We start from the raw sequence: 17,097 nt of genomic DNA, 5'->3' as shown, positions 1-17,097 counted from the left end.
GTACTTTTTTACTCGAAAATAAATAATTCTGTGACTGGGGTATCAACAACCTTCGCAATGTCTAAAGCAAGTTTTAGTGAAGGGTTGTATTGCGCTTTTTCTAACCGCATAATGGTTTCACGTCGTACGCCAACTAGTTCGGCCAGCTGTTCCTGAGTTAAGCCCTTCAAGGTTCGATACTTTTTTAAGTGACATTCAAACTTTACATTCATTTTTTAAGCCTCGGTTTCAAATCGATATAAGAAATATTTGCTGAGAAACAATACAATTCCATAGATCAGTGACATTGAGCTTAACATAAAGATCGCACACCATTCAAGATTCCACGAAAGCATTCCTCTAGCAATTGCCCAAATTGCTAAAAATAGTAGAAGAAAACCAATTTTATAGGCTTTTAATTCAGCCTTTTTCTCATTTTCCTCATAGAGTTCATCCTTTAAGGTATCAGACAACTTGCCCTCAAAAAAGAAACCAAAAAATCCGAAGAAAATAAAAGCGAAAAATGGATAAATGATTCCCCATTCACTATAAGTCCAAAAACCAAAAAAGCCAAAAAAACCAGCAAAGCCAAGTAAACCTAACATTGGATGAATCTTTCGCGTCCATTTCTTTTCCAATGCTTTATTCTGCCAGATTACACTGAAGATCGTGCCTACCAAATAAAGTACATAGGCGATTGTAAGAATCAGTGCAATCCACATAGGGACGTCCTTTATTTGAAAGACATACTCTGAAATGACTGTTGGTTTAATTAAACGGCTGTCATTGTACAGGACAGAATGAATAGATGCTGCTCCTAATACCAACGCACAAAAAATACCAGCGAAAACTAACTTTCTAACTTTTTCTTTTTTCATTTTATACTCCTCCAATGTGATGAATTTGTCTCTTTGTGAGATAAATATATCACATTAAGATTTGAAGTCAATAGAAAAAGAGATAAATAAGTCACTTTTTTGAAAAGCCTATGCAAAATCCAAAATGCGATCTCAAGACAATATAAAAAATTTGCTTCGCGACTGTTTTTACTAACTTGCTCATGAGTGTTTTCAAGTTGGTTGAAATGCGACAGACTCTGTGTCAGCGACTAAGCTGGTGAAAAGCGAATGATTTTGGAATTTTAATTCTAGGTTAATACTACGTGTACATTCGAGAAAGCTTGCCTTGTTATAGTTATTTCAGAACATAAGGGTTGGGAGCGAGTATTATGTATTGGAAAATAGTCAAAAATGATATACGAGAAAGTAAGTTAATTACAGCGACAACAACGATGTTTATCACGGTAGCAGCAGTATTGGTGGCATTGGCGATGATTTTAAGTGTGAATCTGTCGGGTTCGATTGATACGTTGATGGAAAAGACACAGTCGCCACATTATATGCAAATGCATACTGGTAGTCTGGACAAGGCGCGTTTAGCAAAATTTGTAAAGGATAATGGAAATGTGTCTGCTTATGAGGCTTCGGAATTTTTAAATCTCAGTGGTTCGGACATTGAGATTGGCGGGCACAGCTTCACAGATAGTGTGGAGGATAACGGACTTGCAGTGCAAAATAAAAATCTAGATTTCTTTGTGGATATGGAAAACCGACCGATTCAGCCAAAGCCTAGCGAACTTTATGTACCTGTCGCCTTCAAAAAGCAAGGCTTTGCTGAAATTGGAGACAAAGCGGAGATTGCAGGGAAAAAATTTACTGTCACGGGATTTTTGAGAGATGGTACGATGAATTCGCAAATGGCTGGGTCAAAACGTTTGCTGCTGCACCAAAAGGATTACGATGCTCTTTTTTCAAAAGGACGATTGGAATATATTATTGAGTTTCGCTTAAAGGACCCCAGCAAGCTTAATCAATTTGAAGCAGCTTATAAAAAGGCCGGATTAGAGGCCAATGGACCAAGTGGTACGCATCGGCTCTTTAAGCTAGGAAATGCCCTGTCAGATGGTGTTTTGATTGGGATTTTATTATTAATTAGTGTGCTGGTGGTGTTGATGACGTTTATGTGTATTCGATTTACCCTATTGACAAAAATTGAAGAAGACTTTCGCGAAATCGGAGTGATGAAAGCAATCGGGTTGCAGATTAAGGACATCAAAAAGATTTATCTGGCTAAATACGCAGCATTATCGGTCGCAGGCAGCTTGTTCGGCTATCTAGTCTCACTACCTTTGAGCTACTTATTATTGAAAAACATCAAGCTTTTTATGGGAGAAAGTACGAATGAAGGATTGAGCTGGTTATTAGCCTTAGTGGGAATCGTAGTCGTAATGCTATTAATTATTGGTTATGTTTACAGCTTACTCAGTCGTTTCAAAAAGATTTCTGCGGTGGAGGCGATTCGCTTCAGTACATCGAATGAGAAAATCAATACGAAGACACACTTTAACCTTCGTAAATTCAAGCTCTTTTCTGTGGATACACGACTGGGGATTATCGATATTATGAATCGTAAAAAGATTTACCTAACGATGCTAATGGTCTTTATCTTATCGACCTTTATTATGATTGTTCCCGCGCTGGTGTACCACACTACTGTGTCTGATGACTTTATAGAGAATATTGGGTTTAGCCATCAAGTAGATATTGGTGCCAGCTTGTATCAATCAACAAATAACACCAAGCATGAACAAAAAATTGAGGATTACTTGAAGGAAGATTCTGATGTTGCCTCGTTTAGTAAGATTGTAACCAAGAATTTTGATGTGAAGGATGCCGGAACGACGGAAAATGTCTTATCAGTTGAATTAGGTAATCATCAAAAGTTTCCGGTGGACTATTTGCAGGGCAGGGCACCGAATAAAACTAACGAGCTAGCCTTATCAACAATCAATGCAGAAGAACACGATAAGAAAATTGGGGATTCGTTAGTTCTCATTCGTGATGGAAAAGAAGAACGTTTCGTGGTTTGTGGCATTTATGCCAATGTTTTTAATGGTGGAAAAACCGCTAAAGCAACCTTTAAAGATGACAAGGCAACGAGTATTTGGACGGATATCTATATTAAATTGAAAAATCCAGATAAATTGGAGCAAAAAATGCATCAATATAAGCAAGATATGCCCTTTGCCAAGATGAACAACGCACGAGAATACCGTGATCAGACATTCGGTTCAACGATTCATTCGATTATGCTGATTTCTCTAGGCTCATTGCTGGTGGCGTTGTTGATAACAGGGCTGATCACAGCCTTATTTATGAAATTATTACTGGTGAAGGATAAAAAAGAGATAGCCACGCTGAAAGCATTAGGGTTTACAAATAAAGATATCAATCGACAATATCTATCTCGCAGCTTAACGGTCTTGATTATCGGCTTATTTTCGGGCACATTGTTAGCGATGACGGTTGGCAAAGGCATGTCTGGGATACTCGCCCTAGCATTAGGTGGGGTTAATGTTCAGTTAAAAGGCAGCCTCCTGATTTACTTGGGCTGTCCGCTCTTAATGCTGCTGGTCACGGTTTTTGCCACCAAAGCAGTCACGGACCAAGCCGGCAAGATCGAAATTGCAGAAAATCTAAAGGATTAGAAAAGGACGGTAAATAGAATGAATACATTAATTGAAGGAACCGATATCATCAAAAGCTTCGGAGTAGGGACAGAGCAGATCACTGTTTTAAATCAAGTGAATATTCACATCAATGAGGGACAATTCGTTTCGATCATGGGACCCTCAGGTTCAGGGAAGTCCACATTGCTTTACGCCATCAGTGGGATGGATGTCATTGATTCTGGTACAGTCAGCTTTAATCATCAGCAATTGAATCATCTGTCAGAAAAGCAACTAGCTGATATTCGACGTGAGCAGATGGGCTTTGTTTTTCAACAACCTACATTGCTTAAAAATCTCTCGTTGATCGATAATATTATTCTACCAAGTCTTGGAGATAAAAAGCAGATGGATAAGCTGACAAAGCAAGCAAAAGGACTGATGAAAAAGGTTGGTATCCAGAATTTAGAAGACCGTAAAATTACACAAGTATCTGGTGGTCAGCTTCAAAGAGCCGGGATTTGCCGCGCATTAATGAGCCAGCCAAGCATTATTTTCGGAGACGAGCCTACAGGTGCTTTAAATTCGAAGGCCGCTCAGGAAATCATGGATATCTTTTTAAAAATTAATCAAGAAGGAACAACGATCGTGATTGTCACCCATGACGCAAAAGTAGCAGCGCAGAGTGAACAGGTCTACTTCATGGAGGATGGACAAATTACCGATGAGCTATCCTTAGGCAGCTATAGAGGAGAGGCTCTTGAAACACGAATTGAAAAAATCAACGAGAAAGTTTTAGCGGTCGAAAGCATATAGCTAAGCGTTTATCCAATCGTCAACTATGGTAAAATTATTGATAACGTATAATTTTCGAAGGGCGGAGACAGCCGATGTCTTATAATATCCTGCATGTAGATGATGAAAAGGAAATCATCAAACTACTTAAAATGTATTTGAAAAGTGAAGAGATTAACCATTTTGAAGCTGCCAATGGACGTGAGGCGTTGGCGATTTTAACTGTTCAAAAGATTGATCTGTTAATCGTTGATATCATGATGCCGGAGATTGATGGTTTTGAACTGATTCGCACTGTCAGAAAAACCAGTAATCTTCCAATCTTAGTTATTTCTGCCCGAGTAGCAGCGTCAGATCGAATCTTTGGGTTGGAGCTTGGCGCGGATGATTATTTAACGAAGCCCTTTGATCCTAATGAAGCAATTGCACGAGTCAAAGCGTTGTTGAGAAGATATCATTCCTTGGGTGTTTCCAGTGAAGCTGAGAAAACACTTTTGAGTGTCGGCTCACTTGAATTAGACACGCAGGCTTGTATCGCCAATGTAGCAGGAAGGGTAATCGAGCTGACTGCTGTTGAATTCCGAGTGTTGAAGCTGTTAATGGAGCAACCCGGCCGTGTATTTACCAAGGAACAGATTTACGAACATGGTTGGCAAGATCCGCTGGCAGGCGATAATAATGTTCGAGTGATGATGAGTAAACTGCGAGAAAAAATCGGCGCGGATCGAATTAAAACGATTCGAGGATTAGGGTATCGTTTGGAGGTTCAGCATGAAACAGCTTAGAAATGCGATTATGCGCTCGTTCGTTTTGTATTTCCTAGGGCTCTCGATTACTGGCGGACTGATTGAGGAATTTTTCAATCAACTGGAAGAGCTGTTTCTAGGAAATCGTTATCAGATTTCTGTACAGCTTGTCAGCGGTCTTTTTCAAATTTTTGCTGTGATCGGATTTTCTTTTTTATTTTATCGCAGCTTAAACAAAAAAATTGGCAAAGAAAGCCAGAAACTGGCCAAAGAACAGAGTACCCTGTTTGCGAATATCGCTCATGATTTAAAAACACCCTTGACCAGTATCACAGGTTTTTCCAAGGCGTTGACTGAAGAAGTGGTGGAGCCAGAGGAAATTAAGGAAGTTTCGGGGATTATCTATAGAAAGTCAGTGAGCGCAAATGAATTATTGGATCTAATGTTTCAATACACAAAACTGCATTCAGCAGAATTTACTTTGAACAAGCAAGAATGCGCGGTAAATTATCTATTGAAGGAAGCGGTAGCGGATAATTATGATTTGATTGAGACTCAGGGAATCGAACTTGACTTAAATCTTCCCGATGAACCGATTATTCGAGAGATCGATCAAACGGAGTTTCGACGCGTTTTTAATAATCTTCTGATCAACGCCTGTAAGCACAATCCGCCCCATACCAAGTTGTCTATATCATTAATTAACAAGGAAAACAAAACGGAGATCATTTTTGCGGATAATGGGACACGTATTCCGCAAAAGGATCGAGATCAGCTTTTTCAACCATTCGTGAGTGAGGATGAAACTGAGCGGAACTTTCAGGGCAGCGGCTTAGGTTTAGCGATTGTTAAAACAATTATTAATAAACATGGCTTTACTATCGAGCTTTTAGATGATGAAGTCTATACAAAAAAATTTGTGATTACTATTTAAAGAAACAGCGTAGGCATTTTATGCTTCTGCTAAATACCTGTATTTAAATTAGTTAATCAGTTGGAAGGATTTATTGCCTATTGAGAAAGGAAAGGTTTATGGAAATTGAAATCTTAAAGCCAACAGATTTGAAGTCATACAAAGAGCTGATTGATGAGTGTTTTGGTACAAGCAATGATTTAGAAAAATATCAGAAGTATAATGAAAATCAAGCTTACAAAATTTTTGTTGTCAAAGAAGGGACTACAATTATTGGCAGTGCTACTCAATATGCGCTTGATTTATTCACCTTTGATTTCCAACCCTGTCTGATGCTATTTAACGTCGCTGTAAGAATGGATTATCGCGAAAAGCAGATTGCGAAATACCTTTTATCACATATTATTGAAAATGCCAGAAAAGAAGGTTATCGTTCAATTTCATTAACCTGTTTAGATACCGCTTATCCTGCACATAAGCTCTATGAAAGTGTCGGATTTACGAAGGAAAACAGTCTTAAATATGCAATGGTTTTATAGACCTTTTATTATCTAATATTGAAGTGTGCTTTTTCTGAGAACGGATTTAAAAAATATTATAAGTGTTCAAATGTTACTTAATGCTATACTTAAGTGAATAAGCTAAGGGAGGGGTTTGATGGGTGAGTACGTGAATGTTACAACGGAAAATCTGGCAAATGAACATTTGTGCTGTGCGATTTCCGGTAAGAAGCATCAAGAAGGTGTAGACACTAAACGAGCTTGGATTGGTGAACGTTTGTCCGAGGGGCATGTCTTCCGCAAGCTGGATGCGAATGGAAAAGTTTTTATCGAATATGCGCCGCTAGAAACAGCATGGGTGCCGGTAATCGGCGAGAATTATTTGTATATTTATTGTCTATGGGTTTCTGGCAGCTACAAGGGACAAGGTCATGGGAAAAATTTATTGAACTATTGTATCGAGGATGCGAGACGTCAAAATAAATCTGGCATTTGTGTTATCAGTTCTAAAAAGAAGTCGCCATTTTTATCGGATAAGAAGTTTATGGAAAAAAATGGCTTCAAGGCTGTTGATGAAATCGAAGGTGGTTATCAATTATTGGCGTTAACCTTTGATGGAACTGCGCCGGCTTTTTCTGATACCGCAAGAAAGCAAATGATTGATAATCAAGAGTTGACGATTTATTATGGACGCCAATGTCCCTTTATTCCCCATGGTTTAAAGGAAGTCGAGGCCTATTGTGAAGAGGAAAATCTGCCTTTGACCCTGATCCCAGTGGACAGCGTAGAAAAGGCTAAAAAGCTTCCTGGTATTTTTAACAATTGGACGGTCTATTATCAAGGAAAGTTTTTGACAGTACACATGCTGAACAAAAATGTTCTTAAAAAACTATTAGCGAGTCAGTGAGGGTATGAATTGGTAAAATATATTGCTTTGTTACGGGGAATCAATGTGAGTGGCAGGAACAAAATCGCGATGCCGCAATTACGAGCCGCTTTTGAACAAAAAGGCTTCACTGAGGTTATGACGTATATCAATAGCGGCAATGTCCTTTTTTCTAGTGATATTCAAGAGAAAAAAAGATTAATCGACATTTGCGAAGCATTGATACTAGAGCACTTTGATTTAAACATTTCGGTGGCTATTGTTGCAGTTGATGAGTTGGCTGAAACCTTAACACATGCACCTGAATGGTGGGACCAAGCAGAAGAAACGGTCCATTATGCCATTTTTATGATTCCTCCGATGACGATAACGGAGGTCTTAGAAATAGTCGGGGAAATAAAACCCGAATACGAAAAAATCGCTCATTATGGTGAAGTGATTTTTTGGTCAGCACCGCGCAAGACCTTTAATAAAGCTCGCTGGTCAAAGATTGCCAGCACGGCTGTTAATCATCATGTGACCATCCGAAACGCCAATACTGTCAAAAAGCTTTTAGCTATGAGCAAATAAAAAATCAAGCAGTTTAGCGCTGCTTGATTTTTTTGACATGTATAGAAAGTGTAAAATTTTCACATGAATTAATTGCTTTAAAACGGGAATATCCATGTCCGGCTTCACAAACTAGCTTTTCTACGCAAGCTACGCATACAGTTACTGCTAAACTCCATTAAGCAGAACTAGCATATCGGCAATAAGCAAAAGCTGAGCGAGTTCGTGAAGCCTTTCCTATTTTATACCAAAGGTAAAATATCCTGCTGAATAAACGCAATGCGGTCATAGACATTCTCTTTGAAAAGAGCGGTGATCGCAATAACCAGTTGCTGCTCATGGTCAATATAGATGACATTACCACCATCCCCCATAGCTGCAATGATGGGCTTAGCAGGATCAATGATCCACCAAAGATATCCGTAATCTAGCTGTTCTTGTTCCCAGTGACTGTGCTTTTGCTGCATCTTTTCCAACCAGTCTTTTGGAATCAGCTGTTGATTTTCCCAGCTTCCTTGATTTAAGATCAGTTGACCAATTTTACTCATGTCACGAGTCGAAAGCGTTAGACCCTATCCGCCAGAATTCAGACCGGTTGTATCTTCTACCCAGCCATTTTCGGTAGTGGATTGATTGAATTTGGTTTGCTCTTTCGCACTTTTTAAGCAAATTGCTTTTTCAACATTGATTCCTAGCGGTTTGAATAGTTCTTTACGTGCAAATTCTAAGACACTCTGTTTTGTTGAACGGGCTAGAATCGCTGATAATAGATCAGGACCAATCAAAGGAGTATAGTTGAATTGCCCAATCGGTTGTTTTCCGCCGAGCTGCTTTAAAGTAAATTTAGTCCAATCTTTACTGGTAAAATACCTGATATAAGCTAGTGGTCCATTCTTGTATTTATAAGGTGTCGTCATCGTCAGTAAGTTCTCCAACGTAATCTCCCTGACGGTTGAATCCTTCGGTTGAAACTCTGGAAAGTAGTCTAAAATTGGGCGATCCATTTCACTGATAGAACCTTGTCCTTGAGCGATTCCCAATAATAGGGAAAGAATACTTTTGGAGATGGAATAGACATGGATCTTGCTTGAAGCATCACAGTCATTAAAATAGTGTTCATACAGTAGTTGGTTATTTTTTTGCACAATGATCCCTGTGATATTTTCATAATCCTTTTCGATCTTTTGTTGAATTGTCTTGAATTTTTCTTCGTTCATTGTTTTCCTCCATTTCCGAAGGCGCCTTCTATCTTTAGAGTAATATCATTAAAAATCATAATCAAGTGTTATTTTAAAATTTCTTCAAATAGTTGATTATTGTGATAAATAGCGAGTATGTCTTTCTCTTTTTTTGCTTCAAAAAGGATAAAAGGAAATCAAGAAGGGTTTGCTATAGTGGTGAAAAGAAAGAGAGGGATTAGTTATGGATTATCGAATCGTAGAATTAGACAATTTTAAGTTAGCAGGATTTAAAAAAGCCTCCACCAATGAAAAACAGCAGGGTATGAAGGATTGTCCAGCTCTTTGGAATGAAGTTATGTCTTCTGGAAAGCATGAGCTACTGTTGCCGTTGATCAACCATGAACCCTATGGTTTGATTGGTGCAAGTTTTTATAACGTGGATACTACGGATGCTAAAAAATTCGACTATTATATTGCAGTCGCAACCACCAGTGAGATACCTGAAGAATTAACAGAAGTAGAAGTACCGGCAAATAGTTGGGCCGTTTTTCCATGTACCAGAAAAACTTCTGGAAAGACACAGTTTGCGATTGTAACCCAATGGGCAGCACAGACAAATGACTATGAATTGTTAAATACAGGCTATGCAACAGGTGAGATGGTTTCTGCTGGACCGGATTTGGAAGTTTACGGTCAAGGCGATGAGGTTGAAATCTGGGTGCCTGTACGAAAAAAATAGGTGAAATAAACAAGTAGAGGTTCGTAACTTTTCCTTGATATGCTATTCTGATTAAAGAGAATTACAGGAGGAGTTTCATGTCAAAAGACCTTGAACGTTTTTCGGCTACTTTAGCGTATATTGAAAATCATTTATTTGAAGATATCATCCTTAAGGACTTAGCGAAAAAAGCATTACTATCAGAATATACTTTCCATCGCTTTTTTACTTATTTAACGGGTTTTTCTTTTTCAACTTATTTGCGTAATCGTCGTCTTTCTGAAGCTGTGGATTTATTACGTCAGGAAATTCCAATTGATGAAGTGTCTGACTTATGCGGTTATGCCAATCGTTCTGCTTTTAATCGTGCCTTTTCTAAATTTCATGGTCTCACACCAAGCCAGACAAAATCGATTCATGCAGCGATTAATTTCTTTCCGCCGATTCGTTTGGATATCCAGGTTAACGGTGGTAAAACACTAAATTATCATATTGAGCATTTGTCGAGTTTTACGGTGGTTGGGAAAATGAAGGAGCTTCTTTTAGAAGATGAGCTGTTCAAAAATACTGGAAAGCAGTGGGAACAGTTTTTCAGAGATCAAGCATTACGAACGTTTGCTGAAAGTGATGCGATCCGTAAGAATTTTTTGGGGTTAAAGCGAGAACCTTATTTTGCCATTGCTAATCCCACCCCAGCAAAGTCGGGATACTTAAATTATTTTACCGGCTTTGTTTTAAATCAGGATATTTCAACTGAATATGTAACGTTGGAAATTCCTGATCAGACGTATGCTGTTTTTGTAAGTGATCCCTATGATTATCACAAGACAGAAAATGTCTCAAATGCTTATTATCAGTTACAGCAGCAAATCTTCAATACATGGTTGCCGCAAACACACTATCAAAAATGCGATGGACCGGAATTAGAGACCTATGTGTCTTTAGAGGGTCAAGCTTGTTTAGAAATCTGGTTGCCAATCAAAAAGTAAATAGATACGTGAGCAAGGATATGTATAAGATATCCTTGTTTTTTGCAGTTGTTAGTCATTTTAAAACTCTGTATCAATAAGCAAAAAACAAAGCTTACAGTCATACACCACCTCGTATTGGCATGCTAATCTTTTATCAAAGTATTGGAGGTGGCTTAGTGAAAATATTTATGAATAAAGGAATCGGCTTATTTTTAGCGAGTCAAAATATTTCTCTCTTTGGCTCGCAGCTAGTTAGTTACGCCATCATTTGGTATATAACTTTAGAGACTTCATCGGGGGGATGGCTGACAATGATTACCGTGTGCTCGATGATGCCTCAGGCTTTGATTTCTTTATGGGGCGGTGTTTTAGCAGATCGATATAACAAGAAGGTGCTGATCATGCTTTCTGACACATTCATTGCTATAGCAACATTGATTTTAGTCGTTGCTTTTATTTCAGCGTTTAAAAACCTTTATTTGATTTTAATTGTTTCGATGCTGCGCTCGATTGGCGCTGGTGTTCAGACTCCTGCGGTGACCTCATTTTTTCCTGAATTAGTACCTGAGAATCAATTAGCCCGAGTACAAGGGATTAATCAAGCGTTAGGTTCCGCGATGATGTTGTTGGCTCCTGCACTAGGCGGACTAGTGTTAAATCAGTTTGGTCTTGTTTGGACATTTATTACTGATATTTTATCGGCTGCAGCAGCTGTTCTGATTATGTTTCGATTAAAAATAGAGAAAAAGATCTCTAAAGATCAGCGATCAGATATTTTAACAGATTTAAAGAAGGGACTAACTTATACCTTTCATCATCGTCAATTGAGACAAATCATGTTGGCTTATGCACTTTCATTTGTGCTGTTTACACCTGCTGCTACGCTAGCTCCATTGCTAATTGAACGCAGTTTTGGAAATGAGCTTTGGCGTTTAAGTTTCAACCAAATCATTTGGGGACTTGGTTCAATCATTGGCGGTCTATCTCTCTCGTTTTTTGGAGATGTCAAACAAAAAGCAAGAGTAATTTCCTACCTGCTGATAACCTTTGGTCTATTGTTGATTTTAGAAGGTGCAGTCTCCAACTTTTGGCTGTATCAAATTTTAGTAGGACTCACAGGAATTCTGCTACCAATTATCGTGACCTTGCAAACTGTTAGAATTCAACAAACCGCAAATCCAAAGCTTTTGGGCAGGGTTTTCTCAATAGTTCAAGTAATTACAGCCAGTGCAATGCCGATCGCTATTCTTTTCTTTGGCCCTTTGGCAGATATTGTGCGTGTTCAACAGATATTACTCATTACAGGAGCTGTTTTGGTTATAATGGGGATAAGCTATTTAAAAAAGACCATTACTATGCAAAGATAAACGACTAACGGGAGGGGTAAAATGACTAAAGGGAACATTTATAGAGTAATCGATTTAGCAAGAATGTTTGCTGTTCATCCTAATACCATCCGTTTATATGAAAAATTGTCGTATATCAGCAAAGCCCAGCGAAGTAAAAATGGTTATCGAGAATTTACTGAGCTTCACGTGCTGCAGCTGCAAATATGCCGTAAAATCTTTGGCTATCCATTTACAAAAAGAGCTATTAGAAAAACAGGTGATGCTCTATTGCATGCGATCGCTAAACAAGACTGGCAAATGAGTCAAAGACGTTATGAAGACTATATTGCCGCTATCAGAAACGAAATCCAGCTTGCTGAGCAGGCAGGTAAAATACTATTGGATTGGAGCAGTACATCAAACTCGCAAGATGACAACACAGAAGAGAAAAGATATAACAGAAAAGAAGTCGCTGAAATTTTTGGGGTGACTGTTGAAGCGGTGAGGAATTGGGAAAGAAACGAACTTGTGCATGCAAATCATTGCGAATCAACGAAGACTACTTACTATTCGGAAAAAATGCTAGTTAGATTTCATGTTATCTACATGCTGCGTCAAGCAGGCTATAGTATCTCAGCCATTCATCGAAGTATGAGTAGTTTCGATCATAAAGAAGGAAAAAATGTAGTGACTTCTTTGCACCAGCCTGAACAAAACGAGTTATTGTCAGTCGGAGATCGATGGCTGTACGAGTTGAGAAAACTAGAAAATGAAGGAATACAAATTCCTAATATTATTAATCAGCTTATTACTTGGTCAAAAGAAAATTCGCAAACTTCAACAAAAAAATGACAAATGAGATCAAGTTTGCAAATAACATTTTTATTACAATGGAAGAAAAAGGAGGAAAGAGAATGAAAACAGCAACTTGTTTATGTGGGAAAGTATCGATTGAAGTAACAGATGTACATTCAGAAGTAGGTGCTTGTCACTGCTCAATGTGCCGAAAATGGGGATCAGGTCCACTTTTGACGGTTGAAGCAGGAACGGCAAAGGATATTCGCATTCATTCTGAAGAGTTGATCAGCAGATATAAATCGTCAGAGTGGGCTGAAAGAGGATTTTGTTCAAACTGCGGCTCAAATCTTTTTTACCATTTGCTACCAACGGATGCATATAGTGTTCCCATTGATTTGTTCGATGATTTGCCAGATGCTGCTTTAACGACAGAAGTGTATTACGATCAAAAGCCAGAATATTATGATTTTGCTAATGAAACGAAGAAGCTGACTGAAGCCGAAATCATGCAAATGGTTCAGGAAAAATATTTCCACGAAACAAATGAATAAAAACTTGTTTGACCTATCCTTAGCTTCTATGGAGGAGAGGTTTTCATTTGGTGTTCAATAGGTAATCAAAAAGCAAGTTAAATTAGACATGCTCCTTTAGTAATATTTCACTAGAAAATCTTAAGAAATTTTGACGATAGAACGTTTTCATGCTATTGTAAAATTACAAAAAGGAAAGTGAGGGATCACGCATGATTGATTCATCAGTGGAGTAGAGAAGCTGCATTAAGACTGTACCTCTGGAGACTAAGGGAGCAGTGTGCAGATTTTCGAAAAATTGGTGGATAATCAGCGAGATTCCTTTTTGTGATAAAGGGCTTATTTTTTGAAGGCCCGAATGTCTAAAAATAGCTCGTCGACCCAGTTTTTCGGAAATAACTGGGTCTTTTTTGGCTTCAATTGAAGTCATTGCGAGGTGTTTATAATGACAAACATAAAAATCGAACGTTTAACATTTGGATATGATCAATTAGGAACATTACTGTTCGACGATGCAAAATTAACTATTTCAGCTGATTGGAAATTGGGTCTTGTTGGTCGGAATGGGCGAGGGAAAACCACATTGCTAAATTTGTTAAGAGGAAAAATTCCCTATCAAGGGCAGATTACTCATCAGCTGGAAATGAATTATTTTCCTAAAAAAATAAACGATCCCAATCAATTAACTTATTATGCACTATCAGAAAATGAAGAGTTGGAGATTTGGAAAATTGAGCGGGAACTCACGTTGCTACAATGCGACTTAAATGTGCTTTGGCGACCGTACTCAACATTGTCAGGAGGGGAGCAGACCAAAGTTCTTTTGGCACTGTTATTTCTAGATGATTATTCCTTCCCATTAATCGATGAACCAACGAATCATTTGGATATGAAGGGCCGTCAACAAGTTGCAGCTTACCTTCAAAAGAAAAAGCAAGGGTATATTTTGGTCAGCCATGATCGAACCTTTTTAAATCAAACCGTGGACCATATTCTAGCGATTGAGAAGAGTCAATTAATTCTTTATCAAGGAAACTTTACAACCTATGAAGAGCAAAAGGCTCAACGTGATGCCTATGAACAGGCGCAAAATAGTAAATTGAAGAAGGAAATCATCAGATTGCAAAAAACAGCGAAGGAAAAGGCAGAATGGTCCTTTTCTAGGGAGAAAGATAAAACCAATAAACCAAAGGGCTTTATCGATACCGAATATCGTCGCGTCAGTCCCGGAGCAATTGGAGCGGATGCTGCCCGAATGATGAAACGCTCAAAAGCAATCGTTCAACGGGTAGAGGGACAGATTACTGAAAAGGAAAAGCTGTTAAAAAATATCGAAACGGTGGATGCATTAAAAATGTCCTATGAACCAAATTATCATCGACGAATTTTGCATGTAGAGGAGCTATCGTTAAGTTATTCTGGAAAAAGCTTATTCAATGGAAAGAGTTTTGAGTTATTACTTAACGAATGTTTAGCTATTACGGGAAAAAACGGCAGTGGAAAGACATCATTGATCGACGCGTTGTTAGGAGAATTTAGTGGAGAGATTAAAGGAACGATTCATCGAGCAAATGGATTGAAAATCAGTCGCGTTCGACAGAATTACGAAAGCAATCAAGGAACGCTGGAGGATTTTGCAGAAAAAGAGGGGTTGAATTATTCACAGTTCTTAAACAACCTGAGGAAACTAGGGATGGAACGGCACGTTTTTGCTAATTGTATTCAAAACATGAGCATGGGGCAGCGGAAGAAGGTGGAACTGGCAAAATCTTTGTCGCAATCGGCACATTTATATATTTGGGATGAACCGTTGAACTATCTCGATGTTTTCAATCAAAAGCAAATTTTGGAGCTATTACAACGAGTTAAACCAACAATGATTCTGATCGAGCATGATGCGTATTTCGTCAAAGAGGTTAGCGATAAGATAATCAGTCTATAAGGAAACAACCAGCTGAAGGGTTTTTTCAGCTGGTTATTTTTATAAAGATTTACTCAAACGTCGATAAGCAACAATCCCAAAGACATATTGAATAATCAAGAGAATGCTCAAGCCGATACAGGCATATTTAGAGAAAGGATAAAAATACTCAAGGATGCTCAAAATGGAAAAAACGAAGGTTAATACCAACTGTAAAAGCATCATAGCAATATAGGCAAGTCGACCACTTTTATCTCGAAGCATAATTTTTCGCTCGTCATTTAATTGAATCGCTTCGTTTTTTAACCGTGCTTCATAGTCAGCTCTGCGTGCGGGGTTCGTCCAGTAAAAGTATTTTGCGATCAAAAGAACACCAGGCGCGATTCCGGCTCCTGTGATTCCCCACAGTAAAGGCTCGAGTGGATATGCGGTCGTTAAGGCAATAACCAAGCTCATAATACCGACAAAGAAGTAAACAAATCCGGTATAAAGCATTGACTTTTTCATTTTTCCTCCTCCTCATATATGAAAATATCTTCTATACTGACATTAAAATAGCGAGCAATCTTAAATGCTAAAAGGATCGAGGGATTGTACCTGCCATTTTCCAATGATCCGATTGTTTGTCTAGAAACTTCCAGTGAAATAGCGAGTTCCTCTTGCTTGATTCCGCGTTCTTTGCGCATTTCTTCTAAGCGGTTCTTCATTTCTTCACCTCATTTAGGGAAAGCTTCCTTTCCATACTATAAGTATAAACCCTTTTCGTTTTTATGTAAAGCTTCCTTTCCATTCGTTTTGTGAAAAGAAAAAACCGACTGAACTATTTCCTCAGTCGGTTTAACGTTTAATAAAATCGTGAGAGATACAGAGCTTTTCGTGCTTGTTATGATAAAACGCTTCGAAGGCCTTCTTACCGCATTCCGCCAAATGATGATCAAGAGTAGAAAAGCCCATTACTTCACTAATCAGCAGATTTTCTCGTCCAATAATGAAAGGCCGATCTGTTTTATACTGCTGTAAAATGGTTGCGGCAATTTCATCACCAAATGTGAGAATACCATCAACTTTTCGAGCTTTAAAAAAATCAGCAGCTTGAATGCCGTCTTCTGAAACGATGCAATCCCAAAAAATATTTGCTTCATCAAAATCCGAATAGATTTCTTTTGCGCTGCGAATAGAAAACTCTGAGTTGTGACTAATATTTTTGCTTCTTCCCAAAGTCATTCCAGGACGTTTGATACCTTTTTCCTTCATATAAGAAAAAGCTTCTTTGGTGGATTGCTTCAGATTGATGTAAACACAGCTGGCATCAGCATTCGGAATTTCTTCGCAAAAAATAATAGGTCCGTATTTAAAATAGTCAAAAAACTCTTTAATTGAGTTCGCCTTAGTTGTGACAATTAATCCATCAAAGGCTCGTTTCGCAAATTCCGCTAAATAACGTTTCTCTAATCCTTGATCGTAGTTGGTTGGCAGCAAACTGATTTGATAACCATGGTCAAAAGCCGCTTGCATGATACCGCTGAGCATCTGATCGTAATATTCATGGTTCACAAAAGGTAGGATCACACCAATATTTTTGGTTTTACCAAAGCTCAGATTTTGAGCGGAACGATTTGGCACGTAATTCAGCTCCGCCATTACCTCCAGTACTTTTTCTCGTTTTTTATCGTCAACGTAAGGATGATTGTTGATGACACGAGAAATCGTGGAGACAGAATAGCCAGTAATTTTTGCGATATCGCGGATATTTGCCATAGAAACACCTCTTTAG

20 protein-coding genes are annotated in these 17,097 nt (G+C 38.4%); 13 read left to right on the top strand and 7 right to left on the bottom strand.

The window, feature by feature from the left end; genetic code table 11:
- Window positions 1-8: 8 nt before the first annotated feature.
- The gene (locus tag IGI52_RS05505; protein WP_216409447.1) at window positions 9-212 is read right to left on the bottom strand and encodes a helix-turn-helix transcriptional regulator; all 204 of its coding nucleotides are present in this window, start codon (window positions 210-212) and stop codon (window positions 9-11) included.
- 3 nt (window positions 213-215) lie between these two features.
- Window positions 216-857, bottom strand: a complete 642-nt coding sequence (locus IGI52_RS05500; protein WP_438780679.1) for a DUF3796 domain-containing protein — start codon at window positions 855-857, stop codon at window positions 216-218.
- A gap of 350 nt (window positions 858-1,207) precedes the next feature.
- On the opposite strand from IGI52_RS05500, the gene IGI52_RS05495 reads away from it, so the two are divergent.
- The 7 genes from IGI52_RS05495 (at window position 1,208) to IGI52_RS05465 (ending at window position 7,897) form a co-directional block, all read left to right on the top strand.
- Window positions 1,208-3,526 (top strand): ABC transporter permease, encoded by a 2,319-nt coding sequence (locus IGI52_RS05495; protein WP_438780678.1) that lies wholly within the window; start codon window positions 1,208-1,210, stop codon window positions 3,524-3,526.
- Between the two features lie 18 nt (window positions 3,527-3,544).
- A complete protein-coding gene (locus tag IGI52_RS05490) occupies window positions 3,545-4,303 on the top strand; it encodes an ABC transporter ATP-binding protein (RefSeq protein WP_438780677.1) in 759 nt (252 codons plus the stop codon).
- Between the two features lie 74 nt (window positions 4,304-4,377).
- Window positions 4,378-5,067 carry a response regulator transcription factor gene (locus IGI52_RS05485; RefSeq protein ID WP_438780676.1) on the top strand — a complete coding sequence of 230 codons (690 nt, stop codon included), beginning with the start codon at window positions 4,378-4,380 and terminating at the stop codon, window positions 5,065-5,067.
- Complete coding sequence (locus IGI52_RS05480) at window positions 5,054-5,962, top strand: sensor histidine kinase (protein WP_144324938.1); 909 nt, start codon at window positions 5,054-5,056, stop codon at window positions 5,960-5,962. The genes IGI52_RS05485 and IGI52_RS05480 overlap by 14 nt, the downstream gene beginning before the upstream one ends.
- Before the next feature lie 98 nt (window positions 5,963-6,060).
- The gene (locus IGI52_RS05475; protein ID WP_271817759.1) at window positions 6,061-6,480 is read left to right on the top strand and encodes a GNAT family N-acetyltransferase; all 420 of its coding nucleotides are present in this window, start codon (window positions 6,061-6,063) and stop codon (window positions 6,478-6,480) included.
- Window positions 6,481-6,598: 118 nt separating this feature from the next.
- Entirely contained in the window at window positions 6,599-7,348 is a 750-nt protein-coding gene (locus tag IGI52_RS05470) for a GNAT family N-acetyltransferase (RefSeq protein ID WP_311856363.1), read from the top strand.
- Between the two features lie 9 nt (window positions 7,349-7,357).
- Window positions 7,358-7,897 carry a DUF1697 domain-containing protein gene (locus IGI52_RS05465; protein ID WP_326931970.1) on the top strand — a complete coding sequence of 180 codons (540 nt, stop codon included), beginning with the start codon at window positions 7,358-7,360 and terminating at the stop codon, window positions 7,895-7,897.
- Window positions 7,898-8,118: 221 nt separating this feature from the next.
- Here the strand turns inward: IGI52_RS05465 and IGI52_RS05460 are convergent, their stop codons facing one another.
- A complete protein-coding gene (locus tag IGI52_RS05460; RefSeq protein ID WP_438780675.1) occupies window positions 8,119-8,424 on the bottom strand; it encodes a hypothetical protein in 306 nt (101 codons plus the stop codon).
- Window positions 8,425-8,448: 24 nt separating this feature from the next.
- On the bottom strand, window positions 8,449-9,093 hold the full coding sequence (locus IGI52_RS05455; RefSeq protein WP_438780674.1) for a serine hydrolase domain-containing protein: 645 nt from the start codon (window positions 9,091-9,093) through the stop codon (window positions 8,449-8,451).
- 205 nt (window positions 9,094-9,298) lie between these two features.
- On the opposite strand from IGI52_RS05455, the gene IGI52_RS05450 reads away from it, so the two are divergent.
- The 6 genes from IGI52_RS05450 to abc-f all read left to right on the top strand — a co-directional run bounded on the left by IGI52_RS05450 (window position 9,299) and on the right by abc-f (window position 15,344).
- Window positions 9,299-9,796 (top strand): GyrI-like domain-containing protein, encoded by a 498-nt coding sequence (locus IGI52_RS05450; protein WP_016182100.1) that lies wholly within the window; start codon window positions 9,299-9,301, stop codon window positions 9,794-9,796.
- Window positions 9,797-9,873: 77 nt separating this feature from the next.
- Window positions 9,874-10,764 (top strand): AraC family transcriptional regulator, encoded by an 891-nt coding sequence (locus IGI52_RS05445; protein WP_438780673.1) that lies wholly within the window; start codon window positions 9,874-9,876, stop codon window positions 10,762-10,764.
- Between the two features lie 158 nt (window positions 10,765-10,922).
- Complete coding sequence (locus IGI52_RS05440; protein WP_438780672.1) at window positions 10,923-12,113, top strand: MFS transporter; 1,191 nt, start codon at window positions 10,923-10,925, stop codon at window positions 12,111-12,113.
- A gap of 21 nt (window positions 12,114-12,134) precedes the next feature.
- A complete protein-coding gene (locus IGI52_RS05435) occupies window positions 12,135-12,926 on the top strand; it encodes a MerR family transcriptional regulator (RefSeq protein WP_438780671.1) in 792 nt (263 codons plus the stop codon).
- A 62-nt stretch (window positions 12,927-12,988) separates the two neighbouring features.
- Window positions 12,989-13,423 carry a GFA family protein gene (locus IGI52_RS05430; RefSeq protein ID WP_438780670.1) on the top strand — a complete coding sequence of 145 codons (435 nt, stop codon included), beginning with the start codon at window positions 12,989-12,991 and terminating at the stop codon, window positions 13,421-13,423.
- Between the two features lie 424 nt (window positions 13,424-13,847).
- A complete protein-coding gene (gene abc-f, locus IGI52_RS05425) occupies window positions 13,848-15,344 on the top strand; it encodes a ribosomal protection-like ABC-F family protein (RefSeq protein ID WP_438780669.1) in 1,497 nt (498 codons plus the stop codon).
- A gap of 39 nt (window positions 15,345-15,383) precedes the next feature.
- Here the strand turns inward: abc-f and IGI52_RS05420 are convergent, their stop codons facing one another.
- From IGI52_RS05420 to IGI52_RS05410, 3 genes are all read right to left on the bottom strand, one after another.
- Window positions 15,384-15,830, bottom strand: coding sequence for a hypothetical protein (locus IGI52_RS05420; protein ID WP_016182106.1), 447 nt, complete (start codon window positions 15,828-15,830; stop codon window positions 15,384-15,386).
- The gene (locus IGI52_RS05415) at window positions 15,827-16,030 is read right to left on the bottom strand and encodes a helix-turn-helix transcriptional regulator (RefSeq protein ID WP_016182107.1); all 204 of its coding nucleotides are present in this window, start codon (window positions 16,028-16,030) and stop codon (window positions 15,827-15,829) included. Before IGI52_RS05415 ends, IGI52_RS05420 begins: the two co-directional genes overlap by 4 nt.
- A 130-nt stretch (window positions 16,031-16,160) precedes the next feature.
- The gene (locus IGI52_RS05410) at window positions 16,161-17,081 is read right to left on the bottom strand and encodes a LacI family DNA-binding transcriptional regulator (protein ID WP_438780668.1); all 921 of its coding nucleotides are present in this window, start codon (window positions 17,079-17,081) and stop codon (window positions 16,161-16,163) included.
- Between the last annotated feature and the right edge of the window lie 16 nt (window positions 17,082-17,097).

Origin of the sequence: Enterococcus sp. DIV0187, from assembly GCF_051713785.1 — a bacterium.
In the GTDB taxonomy this organism is placed as follows: Bacteria; Bacillota; Bacilli; order Lactobacillales; family Enterococcaceae; genus Enterococcus_A; species Enterococcus_A avium.
The sequence above is the reverse complement of the archived record's forward strand: the minus strand, read 5'-3'. Positions and strand labels throughout refer to the sequence as shown.

Bases quoted from the DNA above. Each gene is read 5' to 3' on its own strand.
- IGI52_RS05505 (WP_216409447.1), bottom strand. From the start codon at position 212: ATGAATGTAAAGTTTGAATGTCACTTAAAAAAGTATCGAACCTTGAAG.
- IGI52_RS05500 (WP_438780679.1), bottom strand. From the start codon at position 857: ATGAAAAAAGAAAAAGTTAGAAAGTTAGTTTTCGCTGGTATTTTTTGT.
- IGI52_RS05495 (WP_438780678.1), top strand. From the start codon at position 1,208: ATGTATTGGAAAATAGTCAAAAATGATATACGAGAAAGTAAGTTAATT.
- IGI52_RS05490 (WP_438780677.1), top strand. From the start codon at position 3,545: ATGAATACATTAATTGAAGGAACCGATATCATCAAAAGCTTCGGAGTA.
- IGI52_RS05485 (WP_438780676.1), top strand. From the start codon at position 4,378: ATGTCTTATAATATCCTGCATGTAGATGATGAAAAGGAAATCATCAAA.
- IGI52_RS05480 (WP_144324938.1), top strand. From the start codon at position 5,054: ATGAAACAGCTTAGAAATGCGATTATGCGCTCGTTCGTTTTGTATTTC.
- IGI52_RS05475 (WP_271817759.1), top strand. From the start codon at position 6,061: ATGGAAATTGAAATCTTAAAGCCAACAGATTTGAAGTCATACAAAGAG.
- IGI52_RS05470 (WP_311856363.1), top strand. From the start codon at position 6,599: ATGGGTGAGTACGTGAATGTTACAACGGAAAATCTGGCAAATGAACAT.
- IGI52_RS05460 (WP_438780675.1), bottom strand. From the start codon at position 8,424: ATGAGTAAAATTGGTCAACTGATCTTAAATCAAGGAAGCTGGGAAAAT.
- IGI52_RS05455 (WP_438780674.1), bottom strand. From the start codon at position 9,093: ATGAACGAAGAAAAATTCAAGACAATTCAACAAAAGATCGAAAAGGAT.
- IGI52_RS05450 (WP_016182100.1), top strand. From the start codon at position 9,299: ATGGATTATCGAATCGTAGAATTAGACAATTTTAAGTTAGCAGGATTT.
- IGI52_RS05445 (WP_438780673.1), top strand. From the start codon at position 9,874: ATGTCAAAAGACCTTGAACGTTTTTCGGCTACTTTAGCGTATATTGAA.
- IGI52_RS05435 (WP_438780671.1), top strand. From the start codon at position 12,135: ATGACTAAAGGGAACATTTATAGAGTAATCGATTTAGCAAGAATGTTT.
- IGI52_RS05430 (WP_438780670.1), top strand. From the start codon at position 12,989: ATGAAAACAGCAACTTGTTTATGTGGGAAAGTATCGATTGAAGTAACA.
- abc-f (WP_438780669.1), top strand. From the start codon at position 13,848: ATGACAAACATAAAAATCGAACGTTTAACATTTGGATATGATCAATTA.
- IGI52_RS05420 (WP_016182106.1), bottom strand. From the start codon at position 15,830: ATGAAAAAGTCAATGCTTTATACCGGATTTGTTTACTTCTTTGTCGGT.
- IGI52_RS05415 (WP_016182107.1), bottom strand. From the start codon at position 16,030: ATGAAGAACCGCTTAGAAGAAATGCGCAAAGAACGCGGAATCAAGCAA.
- IGI52_RS05410 (WP_438780668.1), bottom strand. From the start codon at position 17,081: ATGGCAAATATCCGCGATATCGCAAAAATTACTGGCTATTCTGTCTCC.